This window comes from Mycobacterium sp. 1165178.9, from assembly GCF_001673555.1.
Taxonomy (GTDB): domain Bacteria; phylum Actinomycetota; class Actinomycetes; order Mycobacteriales; family Mycobacteriaceae; genus Mycobacterium.
On record NZ_LZMB01000352.1, the window covers coordinates 1 to 15,301 of the forward strand.

Annotated in this window: 14 protein-coding genes and 1 pseudogene; 12 read left to right on the forward strand and 3 right to left on the reverse strand. The window is 67.3% G+C overall.

The window, feature by feature from the left end; genetic code table 11:
- From A5652_RS28110 to A5652_RS15275, 3 genes and pseudogenes are all read left to right on the forward strand, one after another.
- A pseudogene (locus A5652_RS28110) lies at window positions 1-240 on the forward strand (catalase); the annotation flags it as partial.
- Window positions 237-821 carry a cytochrome b gene (locus A5652_RS15270; protein WP_067352811.1) on the forward strand — a complete coding sequence of 195 codons (585 nt, stop codon included), beginning with the start codon at window positions 237-239 and terminating at the stop codon, window positions 819-821. The pseudogene A5652_RS28110 and the gene A5652_RS15270, both read left to right, overlap by 4 nt.
- 118 nt (window positions 822-939) lie before the next feature.
- Window positions 940-1,833, forward strand: coding sequence for a fructose bisphosphate aldolase (locus tag A5652_RS15275; RefSeq protein WP_067352821.1), 894 nt, complete (start codon window positions 940-942; stop codon window positions 1,831-1,833).
- Window position 1,834: 1 nt separating this feature from the next.
- On the opposite strand, the gene A5652_RS15280 is transcribed toward A5652_RS15275, so the two are convergent.
- Together A5652_RS15280 and A5652_RS15285 are read right to left on the reverse strand one after the other, a co-directional pair.
- The gene (locus A5652_RS15280) at window positions 1,835-2,908 is read right to left on the reverse strand and encodes a DUF190 domain-containing protein (RefSeq protein WP_067352825.1); all 1,074 of its coding nucleotides are present in this window, start codon (window positions 2,906-2,908) and stop codon (window positions 1,835-1,837) included.
- A gap of 97 nt (window positions 2,909-3,005) precedes the next feature.
- Entirely contained in the window at window positions 3,006-3,602 is a 597-nt protein-coding gene (locus tag A5652_RS15285; protein WP_067352828.1) for a TetR/AcrR family transcriptional regulator, read from the reverse strand.
- A 165-nt stretch (window positions 3,603-3,767) separates the two neighbouring features.
- On the opposite strand from A5652_RS15285, the gene A5652_RS15290 reads away from it, so the two are divergent.
- The 3 genes from A5652_RS15290 to A5652_RS15300 are packed head-to-tail and all read left to right on the forward strand — an operon-like array spanning window position 3,768 to window position 7,630.
- Window positions 3,768-5,999 carry an acyl-CoA dehydrogenase gene (locus A5652_RS15290; RefSeq protein ID WP_067352830.1) on the forward strand — a complete coding sequence of 744 codons (2,232 nt, stop codon included), beginning with the start codon at window positions 3,768-3,770 and terminating at the stop codon, window positions 5,997-5,999.
- 8 nt (window positions 6,000-6,007) lie between these two features.
- Window positions 6,008-7,216, forward strand: coding sequence for a thiolase family protein (locus A5652_RS15295; RefSeq protein ID WP_067352832.1), 1,209 nt, complete (start codon window positions 6,008-6,010; stop codon window positions 7,214-7,216).
- A gap of 3 nt (window positions 7,217-7,219) precedes the next feature.
- Entirely contained in the window at window positions 7,220-7,630 is a 411-nt protein-coding gene (locus A5652_RS15300) for a Zn-ribbon domain-containing OB-fold protein (protein WP_067352834.1), read from the forward strand.
- 1 nt (window position 7,631) lies between these two features.
- On the opposite strand, the gene A5652_RS15305 is transcribed toward A5652_RS15300, so the two are convergent.
- On the reverse strand, window positions 7,632-8,609 hold the full coding sequence (locus tag A5652_RS15305) for a LacI family DNA-binding transcriptional regulator (protein WP_067352836.1): 978 nt from the start codon (window positions 8,607-8,609) through the stop codon (window positions 7,632-7,634).
- 286 nt (window positions 8,610-8,895) lie between these two features.
- On the opposite strand from A5652_RS15305, the gene A5652_RS15310 reads away from it, so the two are divergent.
- The 6 genes from A5652_RS15310 to A5652_RS15335 are packed head-to-tail and all read left to right on the forward strand — an operon-like array spanning window position 8,896 to window position 15,195.
- Window positions 8,896-10,251, forward strand: coding sequence for an amidohydrolase family protein (locus A5652_RS15310; RefSeq protein WP_067352839.1), 1,356 nt, complete (start codon window positions 8,896-8,898; stop codon window positions 10,249-10,251).
- A 2-nt stretch (window positions 10,252-10,253) separates the two neighbouring features.
- Complete coding sequence (locus A5652_RS15315; RefSeq protein ID WP_067352842.1) at window positions 10,254-12,587, forward strand: CoA transferase; 2,334 nt, start codon at window positions 10,254-10,256, stop codon at window positions 12,585-12,587.
- Between the two features lies 1 nt (window position 12,588).
- On the forward strand, window positions 12,589-12,930 hold the full coding sequence (locus tag A5652_RS15320) for a hypothetical protein (RefSeq protein ID WP_067352845.1): 342 nt from the start codon (window positions 12,589-12,591) through the stop codon (window positions 12,928-12,930).
- A 20-nt stretch (window positions 12,931-12,950) separates the two neighbouring features.
- The gene (locus A5652_RS15325) at window positions 12,951-14,117 is read left to right on the forward strand and encodes a thiolase family protein (protein WP_067352848.1); all 1,167 of its coding nucleotides are present in this window, start codon (window positions 12,951-12,953) and stop codon (window positions 14,115-14,117) included.
- Window positions 14,114-14,548: a Zn-ribbon domain-containing OB-fold protein gene (locus A5652_RS15330; RefSeq protein WP_067352851.1), complete on the forward strand. Its 435-nt coding sequence runs from the start codon at window positions 14,114-14,116 to the stop codon at window positions 14,546-14,548. The genes A5652_RS15325 and A5652_RS15330 overlap by 4 nt, the downstream gene beginning before the upstream one ends.
- A complete protein-coding gene (locus A5652_RS15335) occupies window positions 14,545-15,195 on the forward strand; it encodes a MarR family transcriptional regulator (protein ID WP_067352854.1) in 651 nt (216 codons plus the stop codon). The genes A5652_RS15330 and A5652_RS15335 overlap by 4 nt, the downstream gene beginning before the upstream one ends.
- Window positions 15,196-15,301: the final 106 nt, after the last annotated feature.

Consider the following 15,301-nt stretch of genomic DNA (forward strand, 5'->3'; position numbering starts at 1 on the left):
TGGCCGGCGGCGCGCCGCACCATCGACGCCGGCACCATCACCATCTCCGCGGTCCAGACGGAAAACGCAGGCAACGCGCGGGACATCAACTTCGACCCGTTGGTGCTGCCCGACGGCATCGCGGCCTCCGATGACCCGCTGCTCGCGGCGCGGTCGGCGGTGTATGCCCGCTCGTTCACCCGCCGCGCCGAGGAGGCCAAAGCGGCCAGCGCAGTCGACGTCGAGGCGGTCCTCCAATGACGGGTGCGACCGCCGCGGCGCGATTCACCCTGCCGTCGCGCGTTCTGCACTGGTTGATGGGGCCGATGGTGATCGGGCAATTGCTCATCGGCGTGACCATGGTCGCCGCGCTGAGCTACTACCCTCTGCTGCTGGCCATCCATCGGCCCCTGGGCGTGCTGATCCTCGCCTTCGCTCTGGTCCGGCTGGCGAATCGGCTCAGGCACCGGCCACCGGCGTTTATCGCCACCATGAGCGCGACCGAACGCCGCATCGCGACGTGGTCGGAGTACCTGCTCTACGGCCTGCTGCTGGTACAACCGGTTACCGGGTGGGCCATGCTGTCGGCGGCGCGATTCCCGATCACGCTTCTCGGGCCAGTCGCGCTGCCCGGCATCGCGCCACGCAACGTCGACGTTTTCGCGGTGCTGCGGGAGTGCCACGGCGCTTTCGCGCTGCTGCTCTTCCTCGCGTTTACCGCCCACATGACGGCGGTACTCTTCCACACGTTCGTCTTGCGCGACCGGCTCCTCGACCGCATGGCGCTGTGGCGCACCAAGCCGGGCAACCAAACTGACGCTGAGACCCAAATCGCAGTCTGACGACCTGTCTGCTCGGGCTCGAAGTGGCCGAATATGATCGGCACGATTCGGGCTTGAGCGCCCGGGCAGGGGCTGGGCGTGCGGTGCCCGTGCGGGCCATGAGGAACGGGAGAGTTCAATGTCGAACCAGCAGCAAGCGGAACGCATGACGTCGGGGAAGGGCTTCATCGCGGCGCTCGACCAGAGCGGCGGTTCGACGCCCAAGGCGCTGCGCCTCTACGGCATCGAGGACAACGAGTACTCCTCCGAGAAGGAGATGTTCGATCTCATTCACCAGATGCGCTCGCGGATCATCACGTCTCCGGCCTTCACCGGTGACCGGGTGCTGGCGGCCATTCTGTTCGAGCAGACCATGGACCGTGAGATCGCGGGCAAGCCGTCGACCACCTACCTGTGGGAGACCAAGGGCGTGGTGCCCATCCTCAAGATTGACAAGGGTCTGGCGGACGCGTCGGATGACGTTCAGCTGATGAAGCCGATTCCGGGCCTCGACGAGCTGCTGGACCGGGCCTCCGGCCTGGGGGTGTTCGGCACCAAGGAGCGGTCGGTGATCGGCGGCGCCAACCCCAAGGGCATCGCGGCCGTGGTCGCCCAGCAGTTCGAGCTCGGCCACCAGGTGCTCTCGCACGGTTTGGTGCCCATCATCGAGCCCGAGGTGACAATCTCGATTTCGGACAAGGCCGAGGCCGAGGGCATCGTGCGCGACGAGATCACCAAGCAGCTCGACGCCGTGCCCGAGGGCCAGCGCGTCATGCTCAAGCTGAGCCTGCCCACCGAGGTCAACTTCTACCGTCCCCTGATCGAGCACCCGAAGGTGATGCGCGTGGTGGCCCTTTCCGGTGGCTACGCCCGCGAGGAAGCCAACGAGCTGCTGGCGAAGAACACCGGGTTGATCGCCAGTTTCAGCCGAGCCCTGACCGAGGGCCTGACCGTCGACCAGTCGGATGAACAGTTCAACGCGACCCTGGACAAGGCGATCCAGTCGATCTACGACGCCTCCGTCGCGGGCTGAGCTAGTAGCGGTGCCGGGCGATACGCGGTGGTCCGACGCCGCCTTCGTCGGAGACGAGAGCCGGCACCATCTCACTGGTCACCAAGCCATCGTCGCACGTCAATTCGTCGATGACGGCGAAGGATTCGGCGATGTTGGCCGGGGTGTCGATCACGACGGTGACGACCGGCACCCGGCGGGTCAACGAGAACAGCCCATCGCCGTGGGGCGGGTGGTCGCCATGAAAGCCCCAGACGCCGCGCAGCACCGTCGCGCCGTCGGCGGTTCTGGCCTGGCGCAGCCGCTGGACAATCGCGCGGTGGATCGGCACACCACGGCGGTGTGCCGACTCGGAGGTGTAGATCGTCAGCTGCTGGAACAGTGGGATGCCGCGTTCGTCGACGCCGGGCAGGGCGTGCGGCCGCTCCAGGAACTGGCCATCGCGCTTGCACACCCGGACCCGTTCGAGGGTGACCAGGGGCCTGCGTAACAGTTCGCCGATCTCGGGTAGCACGAGACCGATCCGCTCGCCCGATCCCACCACAACGATCATCATCGGGACGTCGGCGTTGCGGCCAAAGAAGTTGGCGCGCTGGCGCTCCCCGTGCGCGACGCCGTCCACCCCGAGCAGCACCGTGGCGCCGGAAAGGCCGCGCCGGTGCATCAAATCACAGAGCGCGATGTAGGCGGGCGAGCCGTTGACGCGTTGCTTGCGGCCGACGTAGATCGTCAACTTGACCGCGTTGCGCAGATCTTCGGCCCGCTGCGAGCCCCCGATGCTTTCGTGGAGCAGCCGGGCGCGCTCCAGGGTGACCAGGCCGCGCTGCTTGACGGCCAGCACCGGGTCGAGCAGGGCCTCGATCTTCGTTCTCGTGTCCACCGCGATGATCGCCACCGGCGGGTCCTCGGACAACGTCAACGACTCGTCGGTGCGCAGATGGTGACCGGTGCCGAAACCGCCGACGCCCCGCAGCAGGACGCCGCAGGCGATCCGGTGCTGTGCGTACAAGCCGAGCAGGACATCGGAGACAAACCTGCCCCCGGTCCGCCTACGCTCGGCCAAATAGGTGGTGAGCTTGAGGCAATCGTCGTCCATCGCCGCTCCCGTCGCCTTGCCGGCGAGCCTACTCGCTCGCAGACGTCAAGCGCCGCAGCGCGTTCGGCCGCGATCACGGTCGGCTGAACCGTCCTCGTCAGGTTCCGGTGAGGGCGTCCACGATGAGGCGGGTGGTCCGTTCGGCTCGCCGTCGCGAGTAGGGGTGCGCGCCAGAAAGAATCGGGTACACCACGCCGCCGACGATCGCGTCCGCCGCCGATTCGGCGGTTGCCTCGTCGATGCCGCCGGCCAGTAGCCGGGACCGCACGCTGTTATGCAGCGGCGCGCTGAATCCGGCACGCAGCTTGACGGCGGTGTCCTCATGTTCCATGCAGGCGACCGTCAGCGTTCGCAGCATGGCCGAACCCCGCGGCGTCGTCAGGCTTGCGAACAGCTTGCCCACCCAGCCGACCAGATCGGCGCTGAGGTTGCCGCTGTGGTTGACCGACGCGAGCAGCTTGTCGGCGTCCTCCAACATGACGTCGGCGACCAGCGCGGGGCGAGTGGGCCACCAACGGTAGATGGTCTGCTTGCCGACACCGGCGCGCGCGGCGACCGCCTCGATGGTCAGCCCGTCGAAGCCACGCTCGAGGAGCAGTTCCCGGGTGGCGGTGACGATCGCCGTACGGGACTTCTCGCTCCGCCTCCTCGGCGAATTCGCTTGCGCGTTCGCTCCTCTCAGATCGGTTGCCATCTGGTGGTCCTCGCTTCTGCGAACTCAGATCGAAAGCCGGGTGATCGGACGCGCTTTACATATCCTGACTCGCGCCGGTAGTCTTCCACAAGACGAGACGGTCCGTCTTGTAACGAAAGGATAGCAGTCCGTGCGGCCAACGCCAGTTATCCCTCGGCCGTCCTCGTGACCCTGGGACTCAGCCCGGAGCAGCAGGAGCTCAGCGACGCCGTCGGGCAATTTGCCGCCCGGAACGCTCCCATTGCCGCGACGCGTGAGAGCTTGGACGAGCTTGCTGCCGGACACGTACCCGGATGGTGGGATGCCCTGGTTGCCAACGGTTTTCATGCGGTGCATCTGCCCGAAGACCTAGGCGGCCAGGGTGGACGGCCGATCGACGCAGCGTGCGTCCTCGAATCGGCGGGCAAGTCGTTGTTGCCCGGACCGCTGCTGCCGACGGTAACCGCCGGAGCCGTCGGGCTACTCGCCGATTCGACGCCGGGCGCACAGTCATTCCTGCGCGCCCTTGCATCCGGCGTCACCGCGGCGGTGGTGTTACCCGACGACGGCGTCGCCGGCCTGCGGGCGCGGGCCGAGGACGGGCACTGGCTGATCACTGGCGCGTCACAGGTCACCGGGGGCGTCTGCGCAGCGCGGGTCATCCTGGTCGGCGCCCGGACCCAGGACGCCGAAATCGTCTGGGTGCTCGTCAACCGCGAAAATCCCACGGCCACAGTCGAAGCCATCGCCGGCACCGACCTCGTCGCCGACGCCGGCATCCTGCGCCTCGCTGACTACCGGGCGGCAGACGCCGACGTCCTCAGCGGCATCGACCCGGAGCGGGCCCGCTGCCTGGTCGTGGGACTCGTCGCCAGCATGACCGCCGGCATCGTCCAGTGGTGCGTGCAGGAGGTCACCGCGCATCTGCGCATCCGCGAGCAATTCGGCAAGGTGATCGGCACCTTCCAGGCGCTGCAGCACAACGCGGCAATGCTATTGGTCAACAGCGAACTGGCCACCGCGGCCGCGTGGGACGCGGTACGCGCCGTGGACGAACCACTCGACCAGCACCGAATCGCCGCCGCCGGCGCCGCGGTGATCGCGATCTCGCCGATCCCGGACCTGGTGCTCGATGCCCTCACGATGCTCGGCGCCATCGGCTTCACCTGGGAACACGACGTGCACCTGTACTGGCGGCGGGCCATCAGTCTGGCGGGGTCGATAGGTCCGGCGAACCGATGGGCGCGACGGCTGGGGGAGCTCAGCTGCACCCAGACGCGCGACATGTCGGTAAACCTCGGCGACGCGGAATCCGAGTTCCGTTCCTGGGTGGCCGAGACACTGGACGCGGCCTCGCAGTTGCGCAACGACAAACCCGCTCCGCACGGCGATTACGAGCACCTCGCCACCGGGCCCCAGCGCACATTGATCGCCGACGCCGGTCTCATGGCGCCGCACTGGCCGGCGCCATGGGGTGTCGATGCGGATCCGTTGAAACAGCTCATCATCGACGAGGAGTTCGCCAAGCGACCCGGCCTGGTTCGGCCATCGTTGAACATCGCCGAGTGGATCCTGCCCTCGGTGTTGGCCGCCGCACCAAAAGAACTGCAGGAGCGGCTGATCCCGGCGACGCAACGTGGCGACATCCTGTGGTGTCAGCTGTTCAGTGAGCCGGGCGCGGGTTCCGACCTCGCGTCGCTGGCCACCCGGGCGACCAAGGTCGACGGCGGCTGGCGGATCAACGGCCATAAGATTTGGACGTCGTTGGCGCAGTACGCCGATCTGGGTGCGCTTCTCGCGCGCACCGACCCCGAGGCCAGCAAGCACCGCGGCATCGGTTACTTCATCCTCGACATGCGATCCCCCGGGGTGGAGATCCAACCGATCAAGACGGCGACCGGGCAGGCACACTTCAACGAGGTGTTCCTCAACGATGTCTTCATTCCCGACGAGATGTTGTTGGGCGGGCCGACCGACGGATGGAGCCTGGCGATCGCGACGATGGCCGAAGAGCGTTCGGCCATCGGCGGATACGTCAAGTTCGACCGGGCCGTCGCCCTGCGTCGGCTCGCCGCTCAGCCGGGACCCGACCGTGACGACGCGTTGCGGGAGCTCGGCGAGCTCGACGCCTACACCAACGCGATCAGGGCGCTCGGGGTGCGCGAGACCATTCGCCTGCTCGACGGCCAGGCGTCCGGTCCGGCGTCCAGCATCGCCAAGGTGGCGATGAATGTGCTGCTGCGCCGCACCTTTGCGGCCACGCTGCAGTTGACCGGGCAGGTCGCGATGGTCGACGACCCCGACGCGGCTGTCGTGGAACCCTATCTGCATCTGCCGGCCGAGCTGATCGGCGGTGGAACCAGGGAGATTCAACTGAATATCATCGCGCAGATGATCCTCGGCCTACCCCGAAAGTAAGGCACAGCATGGGACTACGTGGAGAAGCCGCGATCGTCGGATACGTCGAGCTGCCGCCCGAGCGGCTCAACAAGGCCTCGCCCGCGCCGTTCGTCCTCGAACAATGGGCCGAGCTGAGCGCCGCCGCGCTCGAGGATGCGGGCCTGCCGGGAGACGTCGTCAACGGGATCGTCGCCTCACACCTGGCCGAGTCGGAGATCTTCGTCCCCTCCACGATCGCCGAATACCTGGGCGTGGGAGCGCGATTCGCCGAACATGTCGATTTGGGCGGCGCCAGCGCGGCCGCCATGGTGTGGCGCGCCGCAGCGGCCATCGAATTGGGGATCTGCGACGCCGTACTGTGCGCGCTGCCCGCGCGCTACATCACGCCGATGTCGAGTAAGAAGCCCAAAGCCTATGGCGATGCACTGTATTTCGGCTCGTCGAGCAACCAATACGGTTCTCCCCAGGCAGAATTCGAGATACCCTACGGGAACCTCGGCCAGAACGGGCCATACGGCCAGGTGGCCCAGCGCTACGCCGCGGTCCACGGCTACGACGAGCGCGCGATGGCCAAGATCGTCGTCGACACACGCACGAACGCCAACCACACCGACGGCGCGATCTGGAAGGACAAGTCACTCACCGTCGAGGACGTGCTGGCCAGCCCGGTCATCGCCGACCCGCTGCACATGCTCGAGATCGTCATGCCCTGCGTCGGCGGCGCCGCGGTCGTCATCGCGAGCGCGGACGTCGCCAAGCGGTCGCGCCATCGTCCGGTGTGGATCAAGGGATTCGGCGAACACGTCCCGTTCAAGACCCCGACGTATGCCGAGGATCTGCTCCACACCCCGATCGCCGCCGCGGCGGACACGGCGTTCGCCATGACCGACCTGAGCCGTGAACAGATGGACATGGTCTCCATCTACGACTGCTACACCATCACCGTCCTGCTCTCGCTTGAAGACGCCGGCTTCTGCGACAAGGGCAAAGGCATGGAATTCGTCGCCAATCACGACATGACCTTCCGCGGCGACTTCCCCCTCAATACGGCCGGCGGGCAATTGGGCTTCGGCCAAGCGGGTTTGGCCGGCGGAATGCACCACGTGTGTGATGCCGCCCGCCAGATCATGGGCCGCGCGGGGGCCGCGCAGGTAGGCGACTGCAACCGGGCTTTCGTGTCCGGCAACGGCGGCATCCTGTCCGAGCAGACCACCCTGATTCTGCAAGGGGACTGAGAGATGAAATTCGAACGTCCGATGCCGGTGAAAACGCCGACCAGCGCGCCGTTTTGGGATGCGCTGGGCGAGCATCGCATCGTCATCCAGTACTCGCCGTCGCTACAGGCCTACGTGTTCTACCCGCGGGTGCGCGCGCCACGCACCCTGGCCGACGACCTGGAATGGCGCGAGATCTCCGGGATGGGCACCTTGTACTCCTACACGGTGGCCCATCGGCCGGTCAGCCCGCACTTCGCCGACGCCGTGCCCCAGCTGCTCGCCATCGTCGAATGGGACGAGGGCCCAAGGTTTTCCACCGAGATGGTCAATGTGGACCCGGCCCGCCTCAAGGTCGGGATGCGGGTGCAGCCGGTGTTTTGCGACTACCCGGAGCACGAGGTCACCTTGCTGCGTTACGAGCCCGCCGACTGATCTAGGTCGACGACCGCACCACCAGGCGAGCGATGTCGGTCAGCTCGGGAGACGGCGGCGCGGGGTGCCCCAGCCGCTCGAAGACCGCGGCAAGCGCAGCGTCGGCAACCGCGCAGGGATCGAATTCCACGGTGGTCAGCGGCGGCGTGCTCACCACGCCCATCGGGCTGGCGTCAACGCCCATCACCGCGAGGTCGCCGGGACAGCGGAGCCGCGCTTGGTGAATGCCGTACAGGACGAGGCAGGCGATCTCGTCGCTCTGCGCGCACACGGCGGTGACCCCGTCGCGCACCCACCCGGTGACGACGTCCGCGGCGTTGTCCAGGGTGACCGCATCGCCCCGCACCGCGGGCAGGTCGCGCAATTGCGCCGCGCGCGTAACGCCCTCGAACCAGTAGTCACCCAGCGGACGCCATCGGGCAATCCCGGTGTAGGCGAACGCGATCCGGCGATGTCCGCGCTCGACCAGGTGATCGACACGCATCTCGCCCACGGACAGATGCGGGTCCTTGAGCGCGGGCAGGGTCCCGATCTCGATATGCGGGATGCCCGCGTTGGTCACCGCTTGGCGCGCGGCTGCGCTCAGGGGGAACAGACTGGTGATCGCGACGGGGTCGAGATTCTCGATCGCGTCGACCACGTGCTGGGCGTCGTCGGTTTCGAAAATCTGCACCTGTAGGAAACCCTCGCGGGCCAGCGCGGTGGTCATCCGACTGCCGGCCTGCATCGGCATCTCGCCCACGGCCACGTGGGGCACCACGTAGAGCACCACGCCGCTTTTGCCCCGTGCGAGGTTACGGGCGGCGAGGTTGGGCCGGTAACCCAAGAGCTTGGCCGCGCGGTACACCGCATCGCGGGTCTCCGGGGAGATGCGGCGGCCCCGCGCGTTGTTCAGCACGTAACTGACCGTGGCGGTCGACACGCTGGCCAGCCGGGCCACGTCCGCGGTGGTCGGACGCGCAGCTTTGTTGGTGCTCAACTTCCGTTACCTTCCGGGCCCGGCCATGCCCCATGGTGGCACGCGATGCTGATCGCTATCGCGCCGTATCGCGTGAGGGCTTCGCGGTGTCGGAAACCTGGTCGACTAATAGTCGCTATTTTCTTCCTGGCCGGCAGGAACCGTTTTCTACCGGATCAGGTAACTCATCTGCCTGTGCAGTTGCGTTCCAGCGAGTTAGCGTGTCGCGGCCGATTGGGCGGCACGTTGACACTGTGACGCACGCCATTGTCTACTAGTCGCTAAGAGTCGACCGAGGGGCGCGCCAGTGAACAAGGACGATCTCATCCTGATCAGCGTGGACGATCACATCGCCGAGCCCGCCGACATGTTCGACGCGCACGTACCCGCCGCATACAGGGACCGTGCCCCCCGAGTGGTCCTCGAGCCGGACGGCGTCCAGCAGTGGTACTACGGGGAGATCCGCGGACGCAACATGGGCCTCAATGCCGTCGCGGGGAAACCGCGCGAGATGTACAACATCGACGCGTCACGCTACGACGAAATGCGGCCGGGCTGCTTCAACGTGGACGAGCGGGTGCGGGACATGAACGCCGGCGGCCAGCTGGCGGGGTTGAACTTCCCTAACTTCACTGGCTTTTCCGGTCAGGTGCTCAACCAGGGCCCCGACCGCGACACGAATCTGGTGATGATCAAGGCCTACAACGACTGGCACGTCGACGAATGGTGCGGGGCCTACCCGGGCCGGTTCATCCCGTGCGGCATCCTGCCGCTGTTCGACGTGGCCGAGGCCGCCAAGGAGGTCAAACGGCTCGCCGACAAGGGATGTCACGCCGTCACGTTCTCCGAGAACCCAGAGGCGTTGGAGATGCCCAGCATTCACACCAAGTACTGGTACCCGCTCTTCGAGGCCGTTTGCGAAAACAACACGGTGCTGTGCACGCATGTCGGCTCCGCGTCGCGGTCTCCGCAGGTGTCGACCGACGCCCCGCCCAGCGTGCAGATGACCGCCTCGTCGATGATGAGCATGTTCACCTTCACCGAGCTCATCTGGGCGCAGTTCTGGGCCGACTTCCCGCAGCTGAAGTTCTCGCTGACCGAGGGCGACGTCGGCTGGATCCCGTACTTCCTGTGGCGGGCCGAGCACGTCTACAACCGCCACTCGGGCTGGACGCTGGCGACCTTCCCGCCCGGTTACGACGGGCCCACCGACGTGTTCAAGCGGCACTTCTATACCTGCTTCATCAGCGACAAAGTCGGTGTGCAGAACATGGATTGGTTCAACGAGGACATGCTGTGCTGGGAGTCCGACTTTCCGCACTCCGACAGTAACTGGCCGTTTGCGCCCGAGGACATCGTCGCCACCATGGGCCACCTCGACGACTCGGTCATCGACAAGATCACCCACCAAAACGCGATGGACGCATACTCATTCGACCCATTCCGGTTCATCCCGAAGGAGCATGCCCGGGCCGGATACCTGCGCGCGCAGGCCACCGACGTCGACGTGGTCACCCATGTCGGGCGCAAGGCCAGTCAGCGCGACCGTGACGCGTGGACGCGGATGACGCAGTTCGCCCTGCAGGCGCAGACCTCGGCGCAGGCGCCGGTAACGGTCGAGGCGGCCGGTATCGCCGGCCGCGCCACCACCCTAGGCAACTGAGCGTGGCACCCGAGGCTCCGTTCGCGGGCTGGCGCGTACTGGAGTTGTGCAACGGCCTAGCGGCGTCGTATTGCGGCAAGATGTTCGTCGACGCCGGTGCCGACATCGTGAAAATTGAATCGCCACGCGGTGATTCGATGCGCGCGTGGTCGGCTGGCGGACCGCCTGGGGCGTTGTTCGGCTATCTGGCCGCCGGTAAGAAGTCCGTCGTCAATCACGGCCAGGCCGAGATCGCCTCGCTGCTGGCAGGCGCCGACCTGATAGTCACCGACCTCACCGACGGATGGACGCTCGACGCCATCACCGCACACACCGCCGCGTCGGCCGTGGTGGTCGCCGTCACGCCGTTCGGCACCACCGGGCCATATGTCGAAAACCAGGTCCTCGCCAACGAATTCATCCTCCAAGCGTTGTGCGGATCGATCGCCGGTCGCGGTTGGCCGGACGACGAACCGGTCCAAGCGGGCGGCCGGCTCGGTGAGTGGCTGGCGGGCACGTTCGCGGCGGCGGTGGCTGCGGCGACCACCCGGCACGCCGCGCGAAGCGGCCGCGGCGAGGTCATCGACGTCTCGATCTACGAGGCCATGGCGATCGCCATGGGTGGCCTATCCGCCATGTCGGCCAGCGTGTTGGGCGCCGATTCGCTCCTGCACGAACGCAGTTTGGAGCTGCCGTCGATCGTGCCAACGGCCGACGGCATGGTCGGTTTCTGCACCATTACCGCGCAGCAGTTCCAGGACTTCTTGGTGATGATCGAACGCACCGATCTCGTCGACGACGCCGAACTGGCGTCGTTCACCGGGCGGGTGGAGCGCCGCGACGAGTTCCTGCGCATGGTCACCGAGTGGACCGGATGCCGGACCACGCAGGAGATCGTGGATGTCGCGGTGGCATTCCGGATTCCGGTCGCCCCCATCGCGACTCCCGACATGCTCCCCAAGATCGACCACTTCGTGGAACGCGGCGTGTTCGTCGAGTCACCGCCCGGGGTGCTGGCGCCGCGGGTGCCGTATCGCAGCGACGCGATGGTGACCGGGGCGCCCGCGGAACCGCCGCAACTCGGCGCCGACAGCGGGTCGGTGCGATGGCCCGCGCGCCCCGAGTCGCCGCGCGCCGACCATGCCGACGCGCTGCCGTTGTCCGACGTCCGGGTCACCGACTTCACCGCCTTCTGGGCCGGTCCGGTAGCCACCCAACTTTTGGGCGCCCTGGGCGCCGACGTCATCAAGATCGAGGGGGTGCGCCGGCCCGACGGCATGAGGTTCTCCGCGGGCCGCCCGCCCGACTGGGACCAATGGTGGGAATGGGGCCCGGTGTTTCTGTGCAGCAACAACAACAAGCGGGGCGTCAGCATCGAACTCGGCACCGCCCCCGGACGACAGCTCGCGCTCGAGCTGATCGCCGCGAGCGACCTCGTCGTCGAGAATTTCTCCCCGCGGGTGATGGCGAACTTCGGCCTGGAATGGGATGCGGTGCGCGCGGCCAACCCGCGGGCGATCATGGTCCGGATGCCCGCGTTCGGCCTCGACGGCCCGTGGCGTGATCGCGTCGGTTTCGCGCAGACGATGGAACAGGCGACCGGCATGGCGTGGACCACCGGACACGCCGACGGCCCGCCGGTGATCCCGCGCGGTGTGTGCGACCCGATCGCCGGCCTGCACGCCGCCTTCGCCGCCGTCGCCGCACTGGTGATCCGCGACCGCCAGGGCGGCGGAATGCAGGTGGAATCGACCATGGTCGAGGCCGCGCTGAACGTGGCGGCCGAAATGCTGGTCGAGTATTCGCGCAACGGAATCGCGATGTGCCGCAATGGGAACCGCGGCCCGGGCGCCAGCCCCCAGGGCGTCTACCGCTGCCGCGGTGAGGACGAGTGGGTCGCGCTGGCCGCGATGGACGGCGCCGCCCGCGCGTCGCTGGCCGGCCTCGTCGGCAAGCCCGGACCGGACGAAGCCGGCTGGGCCGAGCGGGCAGACGACTTCGACAAACTGATCTCCGCTTGGGCCGCAGGACGGTCGGTGGCCGAGGCCGTCGATGCGCTGCGCACGGCCGGGCTGGGCGCGGCACGTGTCACACCGGCCGCGGCACTATTGACCGATCCGCAACTGCGGGCCCGCGGCTTCTGGGAGACGGTCGAGCATCCCGTCGCGGGCTCCTTCCTGTGCACCGGAATGCCTTTCGCGTTCCTCGGCAGGCCGCGGCGCTGGATCCGGCGGGTGCCGCCGCTCTACGGCCAACACACCGATGAAGTGCTGACCGAGGTCCTGGGCCACAGCCGGGACGACCTGGCCGCCCTACGGCAGTCGGGAACCATCAGCGCCCGGCCGGCGGGTCTGTGACGTGGCGGTCACCCTGTGCGTGCCGCCCCGGGCCGGGGAGCTGTGTGCACCGGTGCGATTTTTGGTGCGTCAGGACTCCGTGGTGATGGAGCTGACCGCCCGCCACCGCATCACCAGCGTCGAATGGGACGACGACGAGCGCGCGGTCGCGATGATCGTCGAGATCACCGACCCGCAGACGGCACGGCCGGTGGACGTGCGAATCGACGTCGTGGAAATCGGTTCGACGGCCGGCAGCGGGACGGGCGACGCACGCGCCACGACGATCGGCACCATCACCCGCGACGGGCGACCATACGAGGTCCGCGGCACCTATCTGGGTGTTGTCGCGGACGAAAATTGAAGGGCTGTAACTTCAATGGGATGTCAGTGACAGCGGCGAAGCGCACCGCGGCGATCGTTGGCGTGCATAACACTCGTCAGGGGCGCCGCCTGGACGGCGAAACCTCACGCGGCCTGGCGATCAAGGCGATTCGGGGCGCGCTCGACGATGCGGGGCTGACCCTCGACGACGTCGACGGCATCAGCGCGAGCCCGCAGTCGACGTCGCTGATCTACGATCTTCGGATCGGACCGGCCTGGCAGGGCCTGGCTTTCGGGGTCGGCATGATCACCGAAGCCGTCACCGCCATCGAGCACGGCATGGCCGACGTGGTGGTGCTGGTCGCGGCCCAGGCCGGCGAGTACCGGGATCACGAGGCCACCGCGCCGTGGACCCGGCCCGAAAACGAATTCGTCGCTCCCTGGGGCATGTTCACCACCGCCGAGTTCGCGCTCATCGCTCGGCGCCACATGCACGTCTATGGCACGACGCGCGAACAGCTTTCGATGGTGGCGGCGACCATTCGCAACAACGGCTCCCGCAATCCCGAGGCCGTGTACTACGACCGTGGGCCGTTCGGCTCGGACGACATCACCGCATCCCGGCCCATCGCCGACCCGTTCCATCTCCTGGATTGCGCCACCACCTCAGAAGGGGGATGCGCGCTCGTCGTGGCAAACATCGATGCCGTCGACGTTGCGGGTCAACCCATCTACGTCCTGGGCAGCGGCGCGGATTTTCACGGTCCGTCCTACCAGCACCCCCCGGCGTACGACCTCTCGGGGAGGCGCGGCGATCATGTCAACGGTGTGGTGGGGCGGCGCGCCGCGGAGTGCGCGTTCAAGCACGCCGGGTTGGCCCGCGACGACGTTGATGTGCTGGAACTCTACGACCCGTTCTCCTTCGAAATCATTCGTCAGCTCGAGGCGTTCGGCTTTTGCGGCGACGGCGAGGGTGGCCCGTTCGTCGCCGATGGTCACATCGCCATCGACGGCAGTCATCCGATCACCACCGACGGAGGAACCATGTCGTTCAGCCACGCGGGCGCCAATCCGCAAATGATGCAGCGGGCGATCCGTGCGGTGCAACAGCTGCGCGGCCAGGCCGGCGATCTTCAGGTTCCCGATGCCCATATCGCGTTGTGCAGCAACGGGGGAGCGGGGGCCCTGTTCACGACGGTCCTGATCCTGGGAGACGAACCACGGTGACTTCAGATCCATTGCAACCCCAGAACGGGCCCGTCCCGCACGCGAGCAGCCACGTCAGTGGCCCGTTTTGGGAGGGATGCCGGTCCCATGAACTGCGCTACCAGCGCTGCGCGGCTTGCGGGTTGGCGAACTTCCCGCCGACCGAGCATTGCCGGCAGTGCCTTTCGGAGGACATCAGCTGGCAACTGGGCAGCGGTCGTGGCGAGATCTACAGCTGGACGGTCGTTTATCGGCCCGTCACAGCGGAATTCGAACCACCCTATGCGCCGGCCATCATCACCCTGGACGAGGGCTATCAGATGCTGACGAATGTCGTCGGCGTGGCACCCGAGGACCTCGACGTGGGCATGCGGGTGCGCGTGCAGTTTCACGGCGTCGGCGCCGACGTGACGCTCCCCTACTTCACCGGCGCGGAAGTGGATAGTTCGTGAGCCCCAGAACCACGAACGGCCTGCCGGTCACCGCCTACCTGGTCCTGGGGGTGCTGGCGGCCAACGACGAACGACTCACCGCCGGTGAGATCAAGATGCGCGCCGAACTTTCGGTCGGCCATTTCTATTGGTCTCCGTCGGTCAGTCACGTGCGCCGGGAACTGGCTCGCCTGCTGCAGCGCGGCATGGTCGGCGAGACCGGCGCACAATCCGGCAAGCGTGCCATCACCTTGTATGAGACCACCGATGCCGGCCTCGACGCGCTGCGCCGCTGGGTGCAGCACTTCCCGGGGCAGGACCAAGTGGTGATCAAACACCCCGTCATTCTGAAAACTTGGCTGGCCCGCGGCCAGGACCCCGAACACGTCCTCGACACCTTGGACCGGCATCTTGACGCGACCCGGGCCCGGCTGGACGAGGCGCTGTGGTCGCGGCAGCGGTCAGTCGATCTCGGCATCACCGACGACCCCGAGCAGCGCTACTCCTTCGCGGTGTTGGACTACGCGATCCGCGGGCTGTACGCGGAGCTCTCCAACATCTCGCAATTGCGCGACGAGATCGCCAGCGGCACAACCCGAGACCCGGTCAAGCGGGTGCGGCGGCCGAAGGGTCAGATCCGGCGCCGGACGCGGAGGACCCCGGCGTAGCCGAGCGAACGCCACGGACCGTGTAGGCCGTGCCGCGGGGCTCGCGCTCCCACAGCTCCTCTCCCGCCCCGATGTCAGTTCCCTGAGCGATCAATTTTCGCTTGAG